The sequence below is a fragment of the Lentisphaera marina genome, assembly GCF_028745505.1.
GTDB lineage: Bacteria > Verrucomicrobiota > Lentisphaeria > Lentisphaerales > Lentisphaeraceae > Lentisphaera > Lentisphaera marina.
The window spans coordinates 876,649-900,126 of record NZ_JAQZZL010000002.1 but is presented as its reverse complement, the minus strand read 5'-3'; the positions used below and the strand labels follow the sequence as shown (position 1 = coordinate 900,126).

12 protein-coding genes and 2 pseudogenes are annotated in these 23,478 nt (G+C 45.4%); all 14 read left to right on the top strand.

What is annotated here, in order from left to right:
• The first annotated feature begins 50 nt into the window (after positions 1–50).
• Positions 51–1,337 (top strand): c-type cytochrome, encoded by a 1,287-nt coding sequence (locus tag PQO01_RS14760; RefSeq protein ID WP_274314852.1) that lies wholly within the window; start codon positions 51–53, stop codon positions 1,335–1,337.
• Positions 1,337–2,743: a DUF7133 domain-containing protein gene (locus tag PQO01_RS14755; protein ID WP_274314851.1), complete on the top strand. Its 1,407-nt coding sequence runs from the start codon at positions 1,337–1,339 to the stop codon at positions 2,741–2,743. The genes PQO01_RS14760 and PQO01_RS14755 overlap by 1 nt, the downstream gene beginning before the upstream one ends.
• 146 nt (positions 2,744–2,889) lie before the next feature.
• Positions 2,890–4,794 (top strand): annotated as a pseudogene (locus PQO01_RS14750) (sulfatase family protein).
• A gap of 599 nt (positions 4,795–5,393) precedes the next feature.
• Positions 5,394–6,278, top strand: coding sequence for an AraC family transcriptional regulator (locus tag PQO01_RS14745; RefSeq protein WP_274314850.1), 885 nt, complete (start codon positions 5,394–5,396; stop codon positions 6,276–6,278).
• Between the two features lie 169 nt (positions 6,279–6,447).
• Positions 6,448–6,519 (top strand): annotated as a pseudogene (locus PQO01_RS21670) (prepilin-type N-terminal cleavage/methylation domain-containing protein); the annotation flags it as partial.
• Positions 6,520–6,651: 132 nt separating this feature from the next.
• Positions 6,652–7,164: a hypothetical protein gene (locus PQO01_RS14740; RefSeq protein ID WP_274314849.1), complete on the top strand. Its 513-nt coding sequence runs from the start codon at positions 6,652–6,654 to the stop codon at positions 7,162–7,164.
• Between the two features lie 5 nt (positions 7,165–7,169).
• The gene (locus tag PQO01_RS14735) at positions 7,170–9,461 is read left to right on the top strand and encodes a glycoside hydrolase family 31 protein (RefSeq protein WP_274314848.1); all 2,292 of its coding nucleotides are present in this window, start codon (positions 7,170–7,172) and stop codon (positions 9,459–9,461) included.
• Complete coding sequence (locus PQO01_RS14730) at positions 9,454–9,714, top strand: hypothetical protein (RefSeq protein ID WP_274314847.1); 261 nt, start codon at positions 9,454–9,456, stop codon at positions 9,712–9,714. Before PQO01_RS14735 ends, PQO01_RS14730 begins: the two co-directional genes overlap by 8 nt.
• On the top strand, positions 9,707–11,989 hold the full coding sequence (locus tag PQO01_RS14725) for a hypothetical protein (RefSeq protein ID WP_274314846.1): 2,283 nt from the start codon (positions 9,707–9,709) through the stop codon (positions 11,987–11,989). Before PQO01_RS14730 ends, PQO01_RS14725 begins: the two co-directional genes overlap by 8 nt.
• Positions 11,979–13,361, top strand: coding sequence for an MFS transporter (locus PQO01_RS14720; protein WP_274314845.1), 1,383 nt, complete (start codon positions 11,979–11,981; stop codon positions 13,359–13,361). The genes PQO01_RS14725 and PQO01_RS14720 overlap by 11 nt, the downstream gene beginning before the upstream one ends.
• Complete coding sequence (locus PQO01_RS14715) at positions 13,362–16,250, top strand: carbohydrate-binding protein (protein WP_274314844.1); 2,889 nt, start codon at positions 13,362–13,364, stop codon at positions 16,248–16,250. It abuts the gene before it with no gap.
• A 61-nt stretch (positions 16,251–16,311) separates the two neighbouring features.
• Entirely contained in the window at positions 16,312–18,747 is a 2,436-nt protein-coding gene (locus tag PQO01_RS14710; protein WP_274314843.1) for a sulfatase-like hydrolase/transferase, read from the top strand.
• Positions 18,748–18,761: 14 nt separating this feature from the next.
• Positions 18,762–21,536: a glycosyl hydrolase family 95 catalytic domain-containing protein gene (locus PQO01_RS14705; RefSeq protein WP_274314842.1), complete on the top strand. Its 2,775-nt coding sequence runs from the start codon at positions 18,762–18,764 to the stop codon at positions 21,534–21,536.
• 37 nt (positions 21,537–21,573) lie between these two features.
• Positions 21,574–23,454: a sulfatase-like hydrolase/transferase gene (locus PQO01_RS14700; protein ID WP_274314841.1), complete on the top strand. Its 1,881-nt coding sequence runs from the start codon at positions 21,574–21,576 to the stop codon at positions 23,452–23,454.
• Positions 23,455–23,478: the final 24 nt, after the last annotated feature.

Below are 23,478 nucleotides of genomic sequence, written 5' to 3'. Positions count from 1 at the left end.
AAGCAGTCCTACTTAACTAGCTCTATAAAACTCAACCAGAAAAAAGGCTTATGCAACTAAAAAATATATTAAACTTAGTCCTAATCTTTAGTAGCAGCCTGTTATTAAAAGCAGATGACCTTTCTGAACTGAGGGGCCAAAAGCTCTATGAAACCATCTGTTTTTCTTGCCATGGCAATAAACTAGAAGGAGCCACGGGGCCTAATTTAAAGGATTACGAATGGCTTCACGGCAGTTCAAAAAGTGATATCATTAAAAGTATCACCAATGGATTCCCAGAAAAAGGTATGCTAGCTTTTGGCGCACTATATAAGCAAGAGCAGATAAATGATCTAGTTAATTTCATCCTTTCTAGACAACAAGGCCTAAGAAACGTTGAATACAAAATCTTCCACGATATTCAGCTTAATGACAAGTTCGAGTGGGACAAACATAAAGCAGACAAACAAAGATCATTAAAACCGCCTCATTTCAACCCTAACCTCCCTGAGGTTAATCAATTTGCCATTTCTTTCAAGGGTCAACTTTTAATCCCCAAACACTTAGCTGGTGATTTCATACTTTCTGGTATAAGAAAGCAATATAGAGGCATAGCGCTCTATATTGATGGAGACAAGATTCCTTTTCCAACAAATAAAGATAGAGCCATCAAAATTCCTTTAAACCTCAGAGCGGGTACCCATGATATTCGACTTGAGTACATTAAGGATTTCAAGAGTACTGTCTTTTTTCTTGATCTAGTTGGCAAAGAAACGATTCCCTTGACGTCTGAATCCTACCGAAGGTCGATCACGAGTAGCCATATTCCAAAAGCAGAAAATGCATTTTTGATTAATCGCAAAAGAATTACTGCTGCACCTCCTGGCTCCATCATCGTTAATCACATGGATAAGATAAGTTATGCCATTGACCCAAAGACTTCGGACATCAAAGCTATGTGGCTTGGGAAATCATTAGATATAGGCCCCAATATTTATGCTCGTGGGCAACACTTTGCACAGCCTATTGGCACACATTTATTTTCTGCAGAGCAATCCATAAACTTATTTATTAACGGAAAAGCAGCTGAACTCAAATATATTGGATATTCAGACAAGCCCCTACCTAAATTCATCTTTAAATCATCTGAAGGTGAAATATCACTCCAAAGTAAAATTGAAAATAATGCCCTCAAGTTGAGCTACAGTATAAAATCAAATCATGCCTTAGACATCAACTTAAAAATCCCCCAAGAACTCAATACAAAACTATCAAAAGGTAAAACAAAAAACGGTCTCTTCACTCCTGAATCACCACAAGACTTTTTTATCTCTATCCCTATCAAGGAGCTTAAGTAATGCAAAAATTTATCTTTTTAGGCTTAATCATACTGACGCAGTTTTTATTGGCAAACCCCAAAGGTTATAGCATAGAAACTATTACCACACCCAAGGATGTTTACTTTCATATTGCAGGTCTTGATATAGATAAACAAGGTCGCGTTTACTGTGCCACTAGATACGGCGATGTATGGATCTTGGATAAGGGAAAATGGATTCAATTTGCCAAAGGTTTACAAGAACCCTGTGGTTTAGTGATCGATGATGACGGCTCTGTTGTGGTGACTCAGAAACCAGAGATGACTCGCTTGGTCGATTCTGATCAAGATGGTGTAGCCGACCTCTACCTAAACCTTTCCCATGAATGGGGCTTTCATAACAACTACCACGAATTTAACTTTGGTGGTATAAAAGATAAGCAAGGCAACTTTATAGGCTCACTCAACCTTGCGGCCGGTCCCAAAGTTCCCGGACTGAAGCTAAGCGCCATGTCCACTGAGGGTGGCTACCGTGGCTGGGCATACAAGGTGAGCCCCGAAGGAAAATTCACCCCTATTGCCTCTGGTTTAAGATCCCCAGCTGGCTTGGGAAAAAATCCGCAAGGAGAACTCTTTTTTACTGATAACCAGGGTGATTATCTGGCAAGCTCTACTCTGAATCAACTTGAACCTGGAAAATTTTACGGCCACCCAATTTCACTACTGGATAAACCTGAGTACAACATGACTACTCTTAAAAACATGGATGATCAGGAATTCGATAAAATGAGAACCCTGCCCATTGTATGGATCCCCCAAGAAGAAATCGCCAATTCACCGGGCAATCCCGAGTGGAATGCCACAAAAGGCAAATTTGGTCCCTTTGAGAATCAATTTTTTATCGGTGATCAATCACGCTCAAATATTTTTCGCGTTTCACTGCAAAAGGTTGCTGGTCGTTACCAGGGAGCTGTTATTGATTTTATGTCTGGATTTCAGTGCGGTAATATTCGCTTAAAATTTGATCTAGAGGGTAATTTATGGGCTGGACAGACGAGTCGCGGCTGGGCCTCTCGTGGATCGCGTCCCTACGGCTTACAAAAAGTTGTTTGGGACCAAAAAACTATCCCCTTTGAAATCCTCGATGTAAAGTTGCAAAAAGAGTCTTTCAAAATTTACTTCACACAAAAAATAAATCCCCAAGATGCCAAGAAAATCAAAATATCACGTTGGTGGTACGAATACAGCCGTATGTATGGCGCACCTAAATCTGAACTTGAAGAACTCACTCCACAAGCAATTAAAATTAGCGCCGATGGAATGAGCATGACTATTTCTTGTGCCTTGATGAAAGAACGTGTTTACTGTTTCGATTTCAGCGAACTCAACAATGACAAACTAGCGAATAAAAAAGCTTATTACACAATTATAAACCTCATCGAATAACAGAATCTTTTACATATAGGGACTTAAAAAACATCACTAAGATTTAAACTATACACTGAGTAAACACTTGCCATTAGAAGTAATTTCATCCTAACTGATATTTGAAATATCTAAATAAAATACCCAAGATCTAAAAGAGAAAACCTATGTGTCCTTCATTAAAATTCTTTCAGAAATCATACATTATGATGGCCGTGTTAATGAGCCTAAACACGTCATATCTATGTGCACAAAAAAGTCCAAACAGGACGCTTCATCCCCCCAATCTAATCATCATCTTTACCGACGATCAAGGTTACGAGGACCTGGGGTGCTTTGGTGCTCCAAAAATTAAGACTCCTCATATCGACCGCATGGCGAAAGAAGGCATGCGCTTTACCGATTTCTATGTAGCTAATTCAGTCTGCTCACCTTCACGCGCCGCGCTTCTAACAGGCTGCTATCCGGATCGTGTCGGAATTTCCAATGTGCTCTTTCCTCGCCATAAAGAAGGCCTTAATCCTGCAGAAACAACTATTGCGGATGTGCTCAAGGCCAAGGGCTACGCCACGATGTGCGTGGGTAAATGGCATATCGGGCACAAACCTGATTTTCTTCCCACTCGCCACGGTTTTCACTCCTATTATGGCATACCCTACAGCAATGATATGGATCTAGATCGTAGCGCCACATTTGCTAATGATATTATCTTTCGTGAAGGTCAAAGCAGAGAAAACCTTAAAACGAAGAAAGATTGGGTTCCACTGATGCGCAACGAAGAGGTCATTTAATACCCAGTGGATCAAACCACTCTCACCCAGCGCTACACCAAAGAGTCGGTAGCATTTATTAAAGCAAATAAGGATAAGCCCTTTTTCCTCTACCTAGCGCACACTATGCCTCACATCCCCCTATTCGCTTCTCCCGCTTTCAGGGGTAAAAGTGCAGGAGGCCCCTACGGTGATACAATTGAAGAGGTCGACTGGAGTGTAGGCGAAGTTCTGAAAGCGCTCAAGGATGAAGGTATAGATGAAAACACCATCGTTATCTTCACCTCTGACAATGGACCGTGGAGCCTCAGTGGTGGCCGTGGGGGGAGTGCCCACCCTCTCAGTGGGCATAAATTTGGAACCTTAGAAGGCGGGCAACGAGTTCCCTGTGTTATGCGTTGGCCAGACCGTATTCCCGCAGGTAAGACCTGTAGCGAGATTGCTTCCACTATCGATATCTTACCCACCATGGCGCATATTACGGATTCGCCACTACCTGAAAAAAAGATCGACGGCAAAAATATACTTAAGCTCATGACTGCTGAACCAGGCGCCAAGAGTCCACACGACTATTTCTACTACTATAGAAGAGGTAAGCTGGAAGCCACACGATCAGTTAAATGGAAGCTGCGTATCGTCAAGGGCATACCATTTCTTTACAATCTCGAAGAAGACATCAGCGAAAAGCAAAGCAAAGCCGCAGCTTTTCCGGAAATTGTCAAGCGACTTCAAAAAGCCATGAGCGACTTCGATGCCGAACTCAAGAGTAATGCCCGTCCGGCGGGAAGAATCGGTCCTCAATTGGCTTCGAATAAAAATGGAAAAACACAAAAACTTGTCGCAAAACTCGATTGGTCTAATGTCAAGCTAGGTGCTGTCTACACGTCAGACAGCGCACCTCATGTCATAAAAAAAGCCTTCAAAATAAGTGGCGAAGTGGATGTCCCTGCAAGTGCCAAACAAATTATCGTAGCTCATGGTGGAAGCGCAGTCGGTTACTCTCTTTATCTTGACGATGGCGAGCTGGTGTTTGCCCTTGCAACAGGCAAGAAACACCTTGAGCACCTCAAAGTGCCCATTCGCACAAAAAGATTTACCTTTTCCGCAGGACTAGATGATAAGGGTCACCTGTTTATACAGCACGGTGACAAGGAGCTAGTGCGCTCACATACGAACGGACATTGGATAAACAAGTGGCCTGCCGAAGACCTGAGCGTAGGCTTCGATTATGGTAATCCGGTAGACCCCAAGTCGCCTAAAGGAAAATTCAAGGGTAAGCTGCTAAAGTTGGAAGTGAAATGATTTCAACTCCAAGCAAGGAAGTCAATAAAAGATAACGAGACCGATTGCAAGTAAATGGTCAGGGCGAAAAATTAAAAACGCTAAACGAATGCTTGCAGAAACGGGGTCCCGTGTTCACTCGTCGTCAACTGGCCGGGTGTTATCTCTCCGAAGCTTGAATCCAAATAACTACTTGAGTTCTCCGACATCATACCCACATTTTGTGAAGTTACCGGAGCCCCCTTGCCCGAAAACTATCCGGGCGACGGAGTGAGTTTGTGGCCGGTGTTATCAGGAAAAGGTGGACTCTACATTCTAGCGGACTCACAGGTGAGCCCTGATCATTTTTACCTCGAACAACGGCCCCTGGCTTGGGCTGATTCCAACTGCTTATCGTCTCATTATGTGAGGGTACATGGATTTATAATCGTAAAAAATAATGTTACAGTGATCTCTAAAAGATTTCAGCATGTCAGACAAATCTTTTAAAAAAGTGTTACGCCCTCCTCGATTACTCCTCTTGTGTTTTAGATAGTCAACAGACCACACACAATTTAACCATTGCTTTATTCTCTCATTCATGATACTTAAGCAATTCTAAAAGAGGTAGTTACAATTTTATGCAACAGGCTAATGGACAGAATTACTTTTGTGACACCAATTATCATATTACTTTAAAGAAAGTTGTTGATAGAGATCCTAATGAGGAACGAGATTTAACCGAAAAGAAGCACTCACATAATTTTCATGAGTTAGTCATCATTCTTAGTGGAGATGGTGTTCACTGGGTCGAAGGCATTGAGTTTCCCGTCACGGCAGGAGATGTCCTACTCATTCAGGGTAATCAAGAGCATTATTTCAAAGAGCTTAATGAACTCATTTTTTATAATGTCATGTTCAAAGTCGATGAACTCAAACTGCCCATTGATGAATTGAAAAAAATCCCTGGCTACCATGCCATGTTCATTCTATCTCCTAAATCCAATCTAAAACAGAAATATGAGAATATGCTCCACCTTTCTCGCAAACCCTTAGCCTATGTTCAAACAATTTTGGACGGAATGATTGTCGAAGCTCAGCATAAAAGCCAAGGCTTTGAGGCAAGTCTTTATTTTAAACTTATTGAACTCATTGTTTATCTTTCTCGTCAATACGCTCACATGGATACTGGTGCTCGCGGTCAATCATTGCAAAGGGTCACGGAAGTCATAGGAGAAATGGAACGCAATTACCAAAAGCAATGGAAATTAGCTGAATTAGCCAAAATCGCTTGTATGTCTGAAGGTAATCTCATGCGTATTTTCAAAGAAGCTACTGAGCAATCTCCGATTGACTATCTCATTCATTTACGCATTCAAAAAGCCATGGGCCTTTTAAGAAGTACTAATATGCAAATCACCGAAATCGCCTATCACATCGGCTTTAATGACAGTAACTATTTCACTAGACATTTTAAAAAAATTAACGCTCAATCACCGCGACAATATAGGCAAAAGCACAAGTAAAATCAAGCTTAAACACTCGCTTTTTTTTTCTAAGTCAAACTTTGATTTGAGGCCAAAAAAACACCCTTTTTTACTATGTTTATATAATGCTGTTTTTTGAGAGAATCGTTAAGGTTATCACTTACATTTTGGCCTATTTTTAGTTAACAATAATTAACAGGTAGATCTTATGAAGAAAAAAAAATTTACGCTTACAGAGCTCATGTGCGTTGTCGCCGTTATTTGCATTCTCGCATCCTTATTATTTCCGACGTTCAGGCGCGCGAGATACCAAGCGAAATTATCAGACTGCGCGAATAGATTTAAGTCGTGGGGACTATTTCTTCATAACTATAGTAGCGATAATAAAAATAGATACCCGAGCGCATCTGCTATGGAAGGTGGATATGTAAACTGGGACGGAAACTTCCGCGGAAAAATGATTCCTTACACTGGGGATGGAGCAGCATTGAATTACATGTTCAATGACCCTCTTGCACCAAAAGATCGAAATTATACAAGCTCTGGAGATATGAACCAGGATCGAGCATCTGCTCCTTTAAGCATATGGGCTGGTAATACCATCGGGCCAGCCCCCAAAAAAACAACTCAGACCTGGCCGAATGGCGAGACAGTATTGGCAGGGGATTATAATCAAAATCTGACTAACCTCGGAGGGCACAAAACGCGAAACTCAATGGAAAATAAAGAGTTACATGAGAACGGATACTGGGCAAAAAGCCTTTGGACAGGTCTCACTGGAGAAGCGTTCACAGGTGAAGTCGACCATAACTACCTCTTCTCGGATGGTTCCGTTAAAACATATAAAAGAATTACGTGGATGGATAAACGAATGACGTTTCATCCTTATGTTTTCGGCTCACACTTTTTCCCGGCGAAGAGATAAATATTATGAAGTCATTTTTACACTTAGATAAAACAGAAAAGCTACGCGTTGGGGATATACCTCAAAGGGTATATGAGCAAGATGAGAGTGTTATTTTAGAGATCCCATTTAATGAATATACAGTAAAAAAAATTTCTGGTAATACTTGCCTTTTTAGAAACGAGGCAACTCAGCCAGTCATACAATTATTACGCGTGAGTGCCTATGGCCACGACTGCCTAAGAATATCTCTTTCTTCTACTCAAAGTATGAGTGACTCTTCCGACATGCTAAACCCGTCGACAATGGCTGACAAAATAAAGCTGTCAGTCGTAGAGAACTCTACCGGATTCGAAATCATAGATAGTCACCAAAACATTCGTGCCAAAATCAATTGCAAGCCGATTGCCACCAAACATTGGAGCGACTTACTTCCTGCAAGAGAAAAATCACTGGAAATTGAGTGGTTTCCTGACGGTAAAGTAGCTGTCCCCTTTAAATCTTATGATATGTTTGCTCATGGCTCAAGCGATTCACTCCCTCTTGCTTATGTTGAGAAAAACGATAAAATCATACGTACTATCTATTCCTTAGAGGCTCGGCATAATGAGTGTTTTGTCGGCACCGGCGAACGCTTTTCCAAAATGGATTTAGCTGGGCGAACGATCACCTTAGAAAACACCGATGGCTTAGGTGTTAACTCCCACAGGACTTATAAAAACATTCCATTTTACATGTCCAATCGCCCCTATGGGCTATTTGTCAACACAAGTTCTAAAACTCACTTATCTTTAGCCGATATCTCAACCCGTTCCGCACAGGGTTTAATTGAAGATAGTGAACTCGATTTATTTATTATTGGTGGTGGAAACCTCAAAAACATCCTTCGCAATTACTGCAGCATAACTGGATTCTCTCCAGACTTACCCCTTTGGAGTTATGGTATATGGATGAGCCGAATGAGTTATTTTTCAGCAGATGAAATCTCCACAATCGGCCAACGTTTACGTAAAGAGGACTTCCCCTGTGATGTCCTACACATCGACACTGGGTGGTTTGAGAAAGACTGGGTTTGTGAATGGAAATTCAGCGCAGAGCGTTTCCCAAACCCAAGCCAGTTTATTAAAGACCTAAAAGATCAGGGTTATCGTGTCACACTATGGCAAACACCTGATATTTCTTCAAAAAGTGACCTGGCTCCTCTTGCACAAGAAAAAGGATATGTCCCTCAATTAAACGATACTGGAGAATCCGGCTCGGATTTCTCAATGCAGGATCTCGTCGGTCAAATAGATTTCAGCAATCCCGAGGCTTGTAAGTGGTATAAGAACGAACTCTTAAAACCTTTACTGGAAATGGGTACTGCAGCGATAAAAACAGATTTTGGCGAAAATATCATCATGGATGCTGATTACCATTCTATTCCCGCCGAAAAATTGCGCAATCTCTATGCCCTGCTTTACCAAAAAAATGCTTTTGAAGCCACTCAGGAAGTCTATGGTGAGGGCCAATCCTTAGTTTGGGCTAGGGCCGGCTGGGCCGGATCTCAGCGTTATCCGCTTCATTGGGGCGGCGACGCAGAAAGTTCATGGGAAGGGTTGGCAGGCTCACTCAGAGGTGGATTACATTTGGGTTTATCAGGCTTTATTTATTGGTCTCATGATGTTCCTGGCTTTCACGGCGCCCCTGATTTCATGAATACCTGGCCTTCAGATAATTTATATGTCCGTTGGACGCAATTTGGGGTCTTTTCTTCTCATTTCCGCTACCACGGAACTACACCTCGTGAGCCCTATGAGTTCCCGGCCGTCTCCAATATTGTTCGTGACTGGTGGAAATTGCGCTATGCATTGATTCCCTACATAAACGAACAGGCCAAACAATCGACTCAAAACGGCTTACCTCTACTTCGTGCTCTCATTTTAGAAAACGAACAGGACCCTACTTGCTGGTATATTGACGATCAATATATGTTTGGTGACGATTTCTTAGTCGCCCCCATAATGAATGATCAAGGAAAACGTGACATCTACTTACCAGCTGGTGAATGGATTAATTTTTGGACAGGCGAAAAACTTCCTGGTCAGCAATGGCTTCTAAATCAACAATACTCACTCCACCAAATCCCGCTCTTCGTAAAACGAGGCGCCTGTATTTCGGTTTATCAGCACGCAGTATCATGTACTGACGAGATGAAACCTGAAATGATTACAAAAACTATAGTCGAGGAAGGTTTCCAAGGCTTGACGACTTGTTCTACGCTCTGGGAAAAATCCCCTTATCAAATTCAAGATAAGAAGGTGATTGATTATGTCTAAAGAATACTCCAAGGCCAGCAGTCCTAATACCTTACGAAAGCAAGATGATTTATCGGGTATGGGAGAATTTACGGATCATATGATCATTTATGGAACTATAAGTCTGGTCAGTGTTATTTACGTCAATGGTCTTCATTTCAGCGTCGCTATGCTTGGCATGGCGGCCATCTGGTTCTACCCCTTGACTCACAAGCGATGTGCGGAAATCAACGGCAAGATTCTCCGAATGGCGAAGCAACTTCATAATGGATAAACTACAACACATACTCGCTTCCCTCGATGGCAATATGAGTCCGGTTCTGCGATGGTACGATCAAAATTGCCTGAAGCAAGAAACCACGGCTGAAGCCGATCAAAACGTCTCCTTTGGCGGAGCCCAATGGCAGTCTGTGGTAAAAGTCTCAGAAAACAAAGTGGGCGAAACCGGGTATTTGGATTTGGAAGTGAGCTTCAAAGTACTCTCCGGGAATATCGATTCTGCCGGGGTCGGCCTTGCCTTTGAGTTTGCCGGCTGGCAGGACGACAATTACACTCTGCTTCCCTCTGCAGTCTACAATGGCAATAATTTCGATACTTATGACACCCCCTACCCTCCCATGTGGAAGGATAAATCACAGTTTCGACCTGATATGCCGACCACCACGACCACTGTCCCCCAATTGAGCAAGATTTCCGGGCGCATTGAGCAGACCACTGGTGATACATCCGTTCCCTGTATGGGTTTTTACTCCCCTTCAAAGAAGCAGGGATTTTTACTCTTTTCCGAGCAGGGTTCCCGCTTCGGCAACCATGGCCTTACGGTAGAGCGTTGCGGAGAGGGCTCCTGCCGATTTCTTTTGACCGCTCCGTCAGTGCGCGAGTTTTACCATAATCACTGCAAAGAGGCAACCCCAAGTGACGACCGAGCTGTCGCCTGGTCAGCAGGTGACGAAATCACTCTCAAACTGGTGATAGCAGCTTTTGAAGCACCCCAACTGCAGGTATTATTCGACCGCTTTTGCGACCTTCGCAAGTGCTCACTCTATAGCTCCGAACCCCGCTGTAAACTTCCCTATAGCGCGGGTTGGAAAATGATCGAAGAGAAATACAACCGCGACAACTGGGTCGACGAAGACGGTTATTACAAATTGGCACCTAACTTCCATACCACCTTTGAGACCGCAAATAAACCGCTCTGCTTTCTCTGGCAGATTGGCTGGGTAGGAGGCGGTATAATGTCGCTGCCAATGCTGGCACAGGGTAATGCCGAGACCCGTGCCCGAGCCATGCGCAATCTGCAAATGATCTTTGATAAAACACAAGCTGCCTCAGGATTCTTTATGGGTCTAGGCGACGGTAAACAGTTTTACAGCGACGGAGTAGACACGCCTTACAATCACAACTTGCACATGGTGCGCAAAAGCGGTGACTGGCTCTACTTTGGTATCAAGCAACTCGATCTGCTCCAGAAACAGGGAGTAGAAGTACCCGAATCCTGGAACAAGGCTCTCAAAAAACTCGCCGATGCCTTTGTCCGTTTATGGGAACAATCTGGTCAGTTTGGTCAATGGGTCGATGTTGAGACCGGAGAACTGCTCATTGGCGGTTCTGCATCCGGAGGAATTGTTCCAGGCGCACTGGTACTTGCTTCTGAGTTTTTTAATGACAACACGTATCTGCAGGTAGCCGAAGCTTCTGCAAGAAAGTATTACCAAGAATTTTCCCTCAAGGGGATCACCACAGGCGGTCCGGGAGAAATTTTATCTGCTCCGGATTCTGAAGCAGCGTTTGCTTTGGTGGAGTCTTTTGTGGCTCTTTTGGAGAAAACCGGATCTGCGGAATGGGCTCAAGCCGCCAAAGAGATGGTTCGTCAAGCTGCCACCTGGGTGGTTTCCTACGATTATAGCTTCCCTACCGACTCATCACTTGGACTGGATGATGCCCGCAGTACCGGCGCGGTATGGGCCAACATTCAAAATAAACACGGTGCACCGGGTATCTGCACTTTTTCAGGGGATTCTCTCTTCAGGCTTTGGAGATTGACTGGCGATGAAGTAGCACTCGATCTCATAAAAGATATTGCTCATGGAATTCCTCAGTACCTGTCCCGTGCTGATCGTCCATTAAGCTCACACATGCAGCCCGGCTGGATGTGTGAACGGGTGAATCTCAGTGACTGGGAAGGGTCCGATGGCGTCGGTGGCTCACTGTTCGGATCCAGCAGTTGGCCAGAGACGGCGTTTATGCTGACTACTTTGGAAATACCGGGAATCTACGTTCAGCCCGACACCGGCCACGTCACCGTTTTTGACAATATCGAACTCGAGTCGCTTGAGCACGAGGGATCAAAAATCACCCTCAACCTTTACAACCCCACAGCCTTTGATGCTAAGGTCAAGATTCTTGTAGAATCCGCCCGCAATTCGAAAGATGCCCTGACGCTTAATGCCAACCAAAGTTGGCAAGTAGTGTCCATTGCCAAGGGTGCACGCGTACAACTGAATTCAGATACTTTAAATACAATCATAGAAAATAAACATGACAAATAAATCAACATCCAATAACTTAGCCCCATTATCATTTACGGAAAAACTTGGCTATGGCCTTGGTGATATGGCGTCCAATTTTTACATCACCTTTTTCAATATTTTTCTCCTCTATTATTATGTAGATGTTTGGGGAATATCTCCAGGAGATGCAGCCACCATGTTCTTGGTGACAAAAATCATTGATGCCATAAGTGACCCCGCCATGGGTATTATTGCCGATAGGGTCAATACCAGATGGGGGAAATACCGCCCTTTTCTTATAGGGGTGTCTCTTCCCTATGCTCTCTTGGGCTACTTGCTCTTCCTCGGGCCAGATTTGTCTGAATCGGGAAAACTGATCTTTGCTTACGTAAGCTACTCCTTGCTCATGTTGGCTTTTACGGCGATTAATGTGCCTTATTCTGCTTTATTGGCCGTCATTTCACCACTCTCAGAGGAGCGCACAAAGGCTACCCAGTTTCGCTTTGTGTGTGCTGCCTTAGGAACATTGATCGTTGGCGCCAGCGCAAAACCGCTAGTCACCTTTTTTGGTGGCGGGGATGAGCTCTTGGGCTTTCGTTTAACGATTATTCTCTTTGCTGTTTTGTCGGTGGCTTTGTTCATTTTTACATTTGCCGTGACCAAAGAGCGAATTCAAACTCCAAAGAGTAACTCAAGTATAAAAAGTGACCTTAGTATACTTACTAAAAACATCTCCTGGATCATTTTGGCCATCTGTTCGATCTTGTCGATCGTCGGTTTAGTGGCCAGAATTGCTTCAACTGCTTTTTTTACAAAATACAATATGGGCTTAGGTGATGAAATAGTCCTATGGTGGATGGACGCTACCACACTGATTATCTCAGCGGGCTTTGTGGGGCAGCTTTTTGGCGCACTTTTAACCCCTAGCATACTCAAGATATGTGATAAAAAGCAACTCATGATTTTTGCCAATGTCCTATTTGGAATCACCATCATCGGCACCGCTTTCATTCCGGTTGACAGTTACCCTGCGATATTGACTTTTTATACGCTGGGAATGTTTGCCTTCGGACTGATCATTACCTTGCTTTTTGTAATGTATACCGATTGTTCCGAATATGGCGAATGGATTTCTGGTCGAAATATTGCTGCCTTGACTGTTTCGGCCTCTTTATTTGCCATAAAATTTGGCGCGGCGGCTGGCAGTGCGATTCCTGGATACATCCTTGAATTTGTCGGCTTTGTCAACAATCAAGCTCAGAGCCAGGAGACGCTTGAGGGTATCAATGTCATGTGGAACATCGTACCGGCGGGATTCTTCTTTTTAGCAGCCATACTCATGCTCTTTTATAAGCTCGATCGCAAAACGATGCTAAAAATTGAACATGATTTACTAGAGCGACGAAAATAGATGGCGATAACAAACTATGAGCTTCACCCGAATGAAATGATTTCAGCAGCATTCAATAAAAATCTAAAAAAAGGATATAACATGATCAACCAAAAAATTAAGACATTGCTCACGGTAGCAGCATTGGCCTTTGCCGGCCAGTTGTTCGCCGGTGAAGTATTCTACGTCGCCCCGGACGGAAAAGACACAAACCCGGGAACCCTAAAGAGCCCCTTTGCCACCATAACCCAAGCCCGGGATGCGGTGAGAAAGGTCAATAAAGATTCAAAAGAATCCGTAGTCGTCAACATACGAGGTGGCGTGTACCACATCAAAGAGAGCATCCTGTTTGATCAGCGCGACAGCGGCCCAGACGGCCAGTATATCACGTACCGAAATTACAAGAATGAAAAACCTGTCATCATTGGTGGGGTGCCCGTAACGAACTGGAAACCGTATAAAGACGGCATTATGAAAGCCAAGATTGGTAAAGATATTGAGTTTTGGTCTCTACTTGTCGATGGGAAGCTTGCCTCAATCGCCAAAGAAAACAAATGGAAGCAGCCTAAGTCGATCCGCAACGTCCAAGCCTACTATCAAGGCGACTGGATGTCTGAATACCTTAAAATCAAGTTGAATGGCAATAATAAACCTGTACATGATCATCCCAAAAGTGGATACAGCGGAAGTTTAAGACACTACCGTGGCGATGTTGAGTTTATCAATACACCTGGAGAATGGGCGGTAAATTCTGACGCCGGATATCTCTACTACTATCCCAAAAACAAAAAAGAACTTGATGCTGTTATCCGACCAACGGTCATGAGCGTCTTTACGTTCAAGGGTGAAAGTGGCAAGCAAGCAGTCAGCAACATAAAAATCCAGGGACTGGAAATACTCTTTACTGACTTTATTGCCAGCATGCCCTGTTACAGTGGAACAAAAATTGATGGGTATGCACGTCATAATGCCGACTACCCGGAAACGCTTCGTACGTCGCTTATCCTGATGGAAAACGCCAAGAATATTCACGTTCTTGACTGCGATCTCCATGATGCACCACTCCACGCAGTCTCTATGTATGGATGGGCACAGAACAACACGGTATCCGGCTGCAAAATGACAAACCTCGGCTACAGCGGAGTCTACCTCGCCGGCCTGCTGCTTCATAAAGACAACACCGAAGTGATCAATAAAGCCAACATCATCAGCAATAATGAAATCTCTAATATCATGGCAACCGTGAATCACGCAACAGGTGTGCAGGTTTATCAGAGCGCTGAGAATATTATCGAACACAACCTCATTCATCAGTCACGACGTTATGGGATATCACTGAAAGGAGCCCGTTATGGCGTACGGGGTTCTGTGGGCTTGGGACACGTGAGGTTTTCTGATTGGGACAAATATATACACTCCAACAAAAACATCTTTCGTTACAACTACATGTATGACCTTGGCGCCGATTCTGCCGATGGCGGGGGTATCGAATGTTGGGGAGGAGGCCGTGGTAATATAGTTGACAGCAACATCATCATAAACGCTTACACTGGAAAACCCAAGACTGGATGGCGCGGACATAGTATCTTCCTGGACGATGCTTCTGATTACTGGACAATCAAGAATAATATTGTCTATGACACGAAGGTACCAGCAGTCAATGCTCAGCTCATGTCAAAAGGTGTCGATAATCTGATTTATAACAATGTATTTGATGCAAGTTTGTCTCAACACGGAGCAGCTAACCTCGACCCCTATATTGAACCGGCGAAGAAGCTGTTCTTCTATAACAATATCCTCTACAGCGATCATGGACAAAGAGTTCACGGTAATGGAGCTGTGCATGGTGACGGAGCAGACCGCAAGGTCTTCCGCTTTGGAAATACCAGATCCCTTGGCGAGATGGACTACAACATCTACTTTAACAAGCAGGGCAAATTTAACTTTCCAAAAGGGGGAAGTTCACTCAGCAAGTGGCAGAATGCGGAAAAGGCAAAAAATGTCGACCAAAACAGTAAGATTACGGACCCGAATTTTGTCAACGCCAAAGACCGTGATTACCGTCTAAAAGAGAGCTCTCCAGCTTTGGCGATGGGGATAAAATCCATTGATACCAGTAAAATCGGTCTGCTCAAAAGTTTCCCGTTTACACCAAAGAATGGCAAACTGCACCGTATTTTCCTAAAGGGCAAGGGTAGTGATATATACCTGGAAGCTAAGTCCGGTGACACACTACAGACAAGCCTAACTGGCAAGACAGAAAAATCTTATGAGGCCGATCTCTCATCTGCCAAGGTCACCTACACCAGCAGTGACCCTGCCATCGCTTCAATTGACAGCAAAGGATTGGTTGCACTGAAGGGCACCGGACGGGTTGTCCTGACCGCAACAGCTTCGAGCAATGGCATTGAAAAAAGCGACGACCTGGTGATCTATTCGGGAATCAAAAGTCCTCATGCTTCCGGTGCTGCGATACAGGAAGAAATGCTTGAGAGATTCAACTCTGGTGAGGTTGTCGTTGGGGCGGAATCTTATAGTAAAAAATCCAACGGAATGAGTATTCAAGGCAATGGTCTAGGTGGAGAAGCTATCGGACATATCAGCAACGGTCACTGGATTATGTATGAGGGCATGGCGTTTCCTGAGGGAATAACAAAGTGTACGGTTCGGGCGACAAGCGGAACCAATGGTGGTACCATTGAGCTGAGGCTAGGTAGCGAAAGCGGCAAACTGCTTGGATCCTGTCGCGTCCCAAATACTGGTGGATGGGGTAACTGGACAACATTTACCTGCGAGGTAGAAGGCCTGAGCGGCAAGCAGGACCTCTACCTGGTCTTTACCGGGCAAGGTGACGGCTTGTTTAACCTGGATTGGTTTGAGTTTAATAAGAAAATTGAGTGGAAGAAATAGTCCGCTGTTAAAAAGTAAGCAGCAGCGATCATAAATATTCAAAAATTAATAAAAGGATACTATGTTCACCCAAAAAATAACAACCATGCTCACGCTAGCAGCACTGGCCTTTGGCGGCCAGTTGTTCGCCGCGGAAGGTGCTGCGGAAAAGCCGAACGTCATGTTTATCTTTGCAGATGATCAAACCTATGAATCGATTGGTGCCTACGGACAATTGAATATTAAAACGCCGAATCTTGACCGTTTGGTGAAACGTGGTGTATCATTCACCCATACCTATAATATGGGAGCTTGGGGCGGAGCAGTATGTGTTGCCAGCCGCGCCATGCTCAACTCGGGCCGATTTGTCAACCGTGCTGAGCAAGGTGTCAAACAATACCCGCACTGGTCTGAAATCATGAATGGCGCCGGCTATACCACGTATATGACAGGTAAATGGCACGTTCCAGGTAAGCCGCGCTTTAATGTAACGAAAAATGTACGTGGTGGAATGCCGAACCAGGCTGACGTACGCTATAGGCGCACCTTTAAGCCTGAGCTCTATGAGAGCGAATGGCTACCGTGGGACGAAAGACACGGGGGATTCTGGGCAGGAGGAACCCACTGGACCCAGGTGGTGGCCGATGATACCCTTGAGTTCTTTGACAAGGTCAAGAATGATGACAAGCCCTTCTTCATGTACCTTGCCTTTAACGCGCCACATGATCCGCGTCAGGCTCCCAAAGAGTATGTGGATATGTACCCGCTTGATTCGATTAAAATTCCGAAAAACTATCTGCCTGAGTACCCGTATGCAGCAGAGATTTGCGGGAAAAAACTACGAGACGAGATTCTGGCACCCTATCCTCGAACGGAGTATGCGGTAAAGCGCAACCGTCAGGAGTATTATGCATCAATCACCTATATGGATCACCATATCGGGCGTATGCTGGATGCTTTGGAAGCGAGTGGAAAAGCAGATAATACCTACATTATCTTTACTGCGGACCACGGTCTGGCTGCAGGACATCACGGTCTTATGGGCAAGCAGAGTATGTATGAACACTCTATGCGTCCTCCGTTTATTGTTGTCGGGCCGGGAATAAAACCAAATTCCAAAATTGATACGCCTATCTACCTTCAGGATGCTATGGCCACAGCAATTGAGCTTGCCGGTGCCGAAAAACCGGCACATGTGGAATTCAAAAGTCTGATGCCTTTGATCAAGGGAGAGAAGACGGTTCAGTACGATAGAATTTACGGGAAGTACATGAATACTCAGCGCATGATTCTAAAGGATGACTGGAAACTTATCTTCTATCCAAATGCGGCAAAGAAAATGCGGCTGTTCAACATCAAGAACGATCCGGCTGAGATGAATGATTTAATCGATAACCCTGAGTACGCCACAAAGATTAAGGAATTAAAGAGCGAATTTGTTGAACTTCAGAAAGAGATGGGAGATCCACTCGATGTTGGTAAGCTCGGCAAACTGGTTACTTGGGAGTCACAACACAAAGAATACGCTGACAAATTGACGAGCCATTGGGCTGCTAATAAAGGGCATAAGACAGCGCACAAAGCGCCCGGCCGGAGTGAGTTTGCGGGTAACCCGATCATTAGGATGAAGGACAACCCGAATTTCATCTATACCCCGGATCCCGCGGCGGAAGTCTTCAACGGTAAGGTGTATGTCTACTGTTCCCGCGACGTGAAAGGGGCAAAAGGTTTCGGTACGATGCAGGACTACTCCGTCCTCGAGAGTCCGGACCTCAAGACCTGGATCAACCACGGCGTGGTGCTGCGCCCACGAACAGATAAGGGGTTCGAGTACGCCAAAGGACAGATGAATGCACCGGATGTTGCATACAAAGACGGCTGGTATTATTATTACTTCCCTTATGACAAAACCCATATTGGGGTAGCGAAAAGCAAAACACCTATTGGACCTTGGCAAAGTGCGGCAAGTGACAAGATCACAACGATCTTTGACCCTACTGTCTTCGTTGACGACGACGGCCAGGCCTATATTTATGGCAACGACCACAAGGTGGATAACGGCGACAAGGGCTGGCATATCATGGGAGCCAAGCTCAAAGACAATATGATCGAACTCGACGGGCCCTGGCAGCGCCTTTCCAAAGAGACCGTCAACGAGGCGGTCACGATTTTCAAGCGAAACGGCATCTACTATTTCATGGCGCGCAAGGGAAGTAACACAGATTACTGGATGGCGGACACCCCCTTGCCGTTTCCAGGCAATCCGAAGAACCCGAAGACACCGACTCACTCCAGCCCGGAAGGCTATGCCCGCCATCGTGGCATCCTGGCTTCCGCTGCGCCGCAGGCGCCGAATCACACCTCTGCAATCGAGTTCCGGGGCAAATGGTACTTCTTTTACCATCGTGGCGATGTCAACAATGGGAGCTTTCATCGCCGTTCCGCATGCTTCGATGAGATGCATTTCAACGAAGACGGCACCATCAAGAAGGTCGTCTACACCATCAAGATAAAATAGATCAAAGGAATACTATGAACACACCAAAAGTCAGAATTATCCTCACCGTAGCTGTTCTGGCCATTGCCGGCCAGTTGTTTGCCGCCGAAACATTCGACGTCGCCCCGGACGGAAACGCGGCGGAGTCTACGTGGGTAATGCGGTATAATAAGCCAGCCGAAAATACCATGCATGGGTGGGAGAAGTATTCCCTGCCGCTCGGAAACGGTCATTTCGGTGTGAACGTTTTTGGTGGTGTTACAGAGGAGCGACTGCAGTTTACCGATAAATCCCTGTGGGCCGACAGGGGATATGATTCCTGGAAAAGGCGTTGTTTGACAAGTTTCGCCGATATTATGTTGATCTCTAATCTCGATATGGGCGGTCCTAAAGCTATTACCGCCAGTGCCTCCAATCCTAAGGAAGTACCGAAGAACCTATTGGATAATAATCCAGGAACAAAATGGTTTACCGAAGTGGGGCGTGGTCCTCACTGGATTCGTATTGTCCTGCACGATGCCCAGGCCCAGGCCTTACCGGAGTACTCATTTACGTCCGCTAATGATTCCCCAGACCGGGACCCCTTGAACTGGAAAGTGAAAGCATCCAATGATGGCAAGAATTGGACTGTTATTGATGCCAGGTCCGGAATAGATTTCCCTCGTAGGCATCAGAAAATGTCATTTAAGACCTCAAGTAAGGATATTTATAAGCACTTCTTGTTTGAACTGGAGAATAACAAAGGCGCTACGTGTCAGTTAGCTGATATTGGCGGCTTTGTCGGCATTGGCGAATCTAAAGCGGTAGAGGACTACGAACGAACCCTCGACCTGAACGAGGCTGTTGCAGGTGTATCCTACCGAGTCGGCAAAATTAAATATCAGCGTGAAATGTTCGCTTCCTATCCGGATCGGGTATTTGTATTGCGCGAGACAGCATCTGAAAAAGGGAGTGTCAATTTTACCGTCAAGGCAAAGCTACCATTTCTTAGTAGCTCACGCACAGGGAAAGTGGAGGTGTCAGAGAACAGAATTCTTTTCAAAGGAGAAATGAAAACATTCGGACTCCTGTATGAAGGCCAATGTGAGGTGGTGGCAACGGGGGGACATGTGCGCACTTTGCCGGATGGCATTGAGATAAAGAACGCAGATGAGGTTAGCCTGATAGTCTCTATCGGCACAAATTATAAAATGGAATCATCGGTGTTCTCAAATGAGAATTATGGTCAGAAACTTAAGGGGTTTCCGCATCCGCATGAGGAGCTTACAAAGGTGCTGGATGCCGCATGCAAAAAGACCTGGCCTCAGCTTCGCGATGTACATCGGAAGGACTATCGAGAACTGTTTTCGCGTGTCGCCCTGAAGCTTGATGAATCGCAGGCTCAGGAAAAGGTTCCGACAGATGTGCTTATGGAGCAGTACAAGAAGACCCCCCAAAACCCCTATCTTGAAGCTTTGTATTTTCATTATGGCCGTTATCTTTTGATCGCCTCATCGCGTCTGGGCTGTCTGCCCGCGAACCTTCAGGGAACCTGGAATGCTCATCAATTTGCGCCATGGACCGGTGGTTATTGGGCGAATATCAACCTGCAAATGAACTACTGGCCGGCATTTAATACAAATCTTCGCGAAACCTATGGTCCATTCATGGATTTTTTTGAGGCCGGGCTGGAAGCCCGGAGCCGGATGGCAGTGGAGCTTGTAAAAAAGCATAACCCTAAAGCCCTGGCCGACGACTGCGGAATGATGGCGGGCACAGGGAACTCCCCCTATCACTGTGGTGGAATAGGAAATACGTCAGGGTTTGGAACGGGCCCTTTTATTATTCAAAACATGTGGGAATACTATGCGTTTACACAGGACAAGGATATACTAAAACGTATCTGGCCGTTTTTGCGGGCTTCCAGTCTGTTTACATCGAAGGTCGTGCAAAACATTCCCGGTTATGGTGAGCTCCTGCTATGTACACCATCCTATTCACCTGAGAATCATCTGAAATCTCCTCAGCCAGGGAGTACGTATGACCAGTCGTTGATTTACGAGGGACACTTACTCACCATAAAAGCGGCTGCCTTACTTGGGATTTCAGATGACCCCTTGATTGATGAAATCAAGCGGCAGTTACCGTTGTTGGACCCTATTCAGATCGGTGCTTCCGGTCAGATCAAGGAGTTTAGAAAGGAGACGGTGTATGGGGAGTTTGGCCACGAAAAGAATCATCGGCACATTTCACAGCTGGTGGGGTTGTTTCCGGGTGGACTGATTAACAACACGACGCCCGAATGGCTGGCTGCTGCACGGGTATCGCTCAATATGCGCGGCGACAAGAGCACAGGCTGGGCCATGGCGCATCGGTTGAATACCTGGGCGCGCATTCAAGATGGAGAGCGAACCTACAAACTGCTTAATACTCTGCTCTCACGTGGAACCATGCCCAACCTGTGGGACACGCATCCGCCATTCCAGATCGACGGCAATTTTGGCGGTACAGCAGGCATTGCAGAGATGCTGATCCAGAGTCATTCCGGATACATCCAATTGCTCCCCGCCTGCCCGAAGGCTTGGTCCAGTGGTCATTTTTCTGGACTATGCGCCCGTGGGGGATTCGAGGTTACGGCGCGCTGGACAGATGAGGAGGTAAGCGAGGTGAAGATTCATTCACTCGCCGGAAAACCCTGCAGAGTCAAACTACCTGAACCTGCAATGTGGCAGATCAGCACCTCTGGACAATCCGTTAAGAAAGCCGTCAATGAGGGAGTTATTGAATTTAAGACCATGGAAGGCGCGATTTACGTGCTGAGCAAACCTTGAAAATCAAAAAAGAAAAATTTAATAGTAAGGATATAACATGATAACCCAAAAAATAACAACCATGCTCACGGTAGCTGTACTGGCCTTTGCCGGCCAGTTGTTCGCCGCGGAAGGTGCTGCGGAAAAGCCGAACGTCATGTTTATCTTTGCAGATGATCAAACCTATGAATCGATTGGTGCCTACGGACAATTGAATATTAAAACGCCGAATCTTGACCGTTTGGTGAAACGTGGTGTATCATTCACCCATACCTATAATATGGGAGCTTGGGGCGGAGCAGTATGTGTTGCCAGCCGCGCCATGCTCAACTCGGGCCGATTTGTCAACCGTGCTGAGCAAGGTGTCAAACAATACCCGCACTGGTCTGAAATCATGAATGGCGCCGGCTATACCACGTATATGACAGGTAAATGGCACGTTCCAGGTAAGCCGCGCTTTAATGTAACGAAAAATGTACGTGGTGGAATGCCGAACCAGGCTGACGTACGCTATAGGCGCACCTTTAAGCCTGAGCTCTATGAGAGCGAATGGCTACCGTGGGACGAAAGACACGGGGGATTCTGGACAGGAGGAACCCACTGGACCCAGGTGGTGGCCGATGATACCCTTAAGTTCTTTGACAAGGTCAAGAATGATGACAAGCCCTTCTTCATGTACCTTGCCTTTAACGCGCCACATGATCCGCGTCAGGCTCCCAAAGAGTATGTGGATATGTACCCGCTTGATTCGATTAAAATTCCGAAAAATTATCTGCCTGAGTACCCGTATGCAGCAGAGATTTGCGGGAAAAAACTACGAGACGAGATTCTGGCACCCTATCCTCGAACGGAGTATGCGGTAAAGCGCAACCGTCAGGAGTATTATGCATCAATCACCTATATGGATCACCATATCGGGCGTATGCTGGATGCTTTGGAAGCGAGTGGAAAAGCAGATAATACCTACATTATCTTTACTGCTGACCACGGTCTGGCTGCAGGACATCACGGTCTTATGGGTAAGCAGAGTATGTACGAGCACTCTATGCGTCCTCCATTTATTGTTGTTGGACCAGGAATAAAACCAAATTCTAAAATTGATACGCCAATCTACCTTCAGGATGCCATGGCTACAGCAATTGAGCTTGCCGGTGCCGAAAAACCGGCACATGTGGAATTCAAAAGTCTGATGCCTTTGATCAAGGGAGAGAAGACGGTTCAGTACGATAGAATTTACGGAAAGTACATGAACACTCAGCGTATGATTCTAAAGGATGACTGGAAACTTATTTTCTATCCAACTGCGGCAAAGAAAATGCGCCTGTTCAACATCAAGAACGATCCGGCTGAGATGAATGACTTAATCGATAACCCTGAGTACGCCACAAAGATAAAGGAATTAAAGAGCGAATTTGCTGAACTTAAGAAAGAGATGGGAGATCCTCTCTCTGATGATAAGCTGGTTCGATGGGAAGATAAACACAATAAGGGGCGTAAGGTTGTAGCACCAAAGCCAACAAGACCAAGACTTGATGCGTCGGTCAGTGCCAGTGCAAACACTGAAGGCAATCACAGCCCAAAGACCTTGGTGGACGGGAACTACGGCACAAAATATTACCATGGCAAGGTCACATTCCCGGCGTCGTTTGTTTTCTCATTGAAAGGGTCCTCAATGGCAGCAACAACATACACCATTGTCAGTGCCAACGACATGCCTGAGCGCGACCCAAAGTCGTGGGAACTTTTGGGCTCAAATGATGGTAAAAAATGGACGTCGCTGGACAAACGTACGGATGAGGAATTTTCCTCCCGCCTTCAAGCGCGTGATTTCACCATAGCCACCAGCCAGTCATTCAGCAATTACAAACTTGTGGTTACAGAATCTGTGAAAAAGTCCTCTGGTCTTCAATTCGCCGAGATACATCTGGGCACAAAGTAGGCAGCAACAATCAAGAAAAGAAAA

Bases quoted from the DNA above. Each gene is read 5' to 3' on its own strand.
- PQO01_RS14760 (WP_274314852.1), top strand. From the start codon at position 51: ATGCAACTAAAAAATATATTAAACTTAGTCCTAATCTTTAGTAGCAGC.
- PQO01_RS14755 (WP_274314851.1), top strand. From the start codon at position 1,337: ATGCAAAAATTTATCTTTTTAGGCTTAATCATACTGACGCAGTTTTTA.
- PQO01_RS14745 (WP_274314850.1), top strand. From the start codon at position 5,394: ATGCAACAGGCTAATGGACAGAATTACTTTTGTGACACCAATTATCAT.
- PQO01_RS14740 (WP_274314849.1), top strand. From the start codon at position 6,652: ATGGAAGGTGGATATGTAAACTGGGACGGAAACTTCCGCGGAAAAATG.
- PQO01_RS14735 (WP_274314848.1), top strand. From the start codon at position 7,170: ATGAAGTCATTTTTACACTTAGATAAAACAGAAAAGCTACGCGTTGGG.
- PQO01_RS14730 (WP_274314847.1), top strand. From the start codon at position 9,454: ATGTCTAAAGAATACTCCAAGGCCAGCAGTCCTAATACCTTACGAAAG.
- PQO01_RS14725 (WP_274314846.1), top strand. From the start codon at position 9,707: ATGGATAAACTACAACACATACTCGCTTCCCTCGATGGCAATATGAGT.
- PQO01_RS14720 (WP_274314845.1), top strand. From the start codon at position 11,979: ATGACAAATAAATCAACATCCAATAACTTAGCCCCATTATCATTTACG.
- PQO01_RS14715 (WP_274314844.1), top strand. From the start codon at position 13,362: ATGGCGATAACAAACTATGAGCTTCACCCGAATGAAATGATTTCAGCA.
- PQO01_RS14710 (WP_274314843.1), top strand. From the start codon at position 16,312: ATGTTCACCCAAAAAATAACAACCATGCTCACGCTAGCAGCACTGGCC.
- PQO01_RS14705 (WP_274314842.1), top strand. From the start codon at position 18,762: ATGAACACACCAAAAGTCAGAATTATCCTCACCGTAGCTGTTCTGGCC.
- PQO01_RS14700 (WP_274314841.1), top strand. From the start codon at position 21,574: ATGATAACCCAAAAAATAACAACCATGCTCACGGTAGCTGTACTGGCC.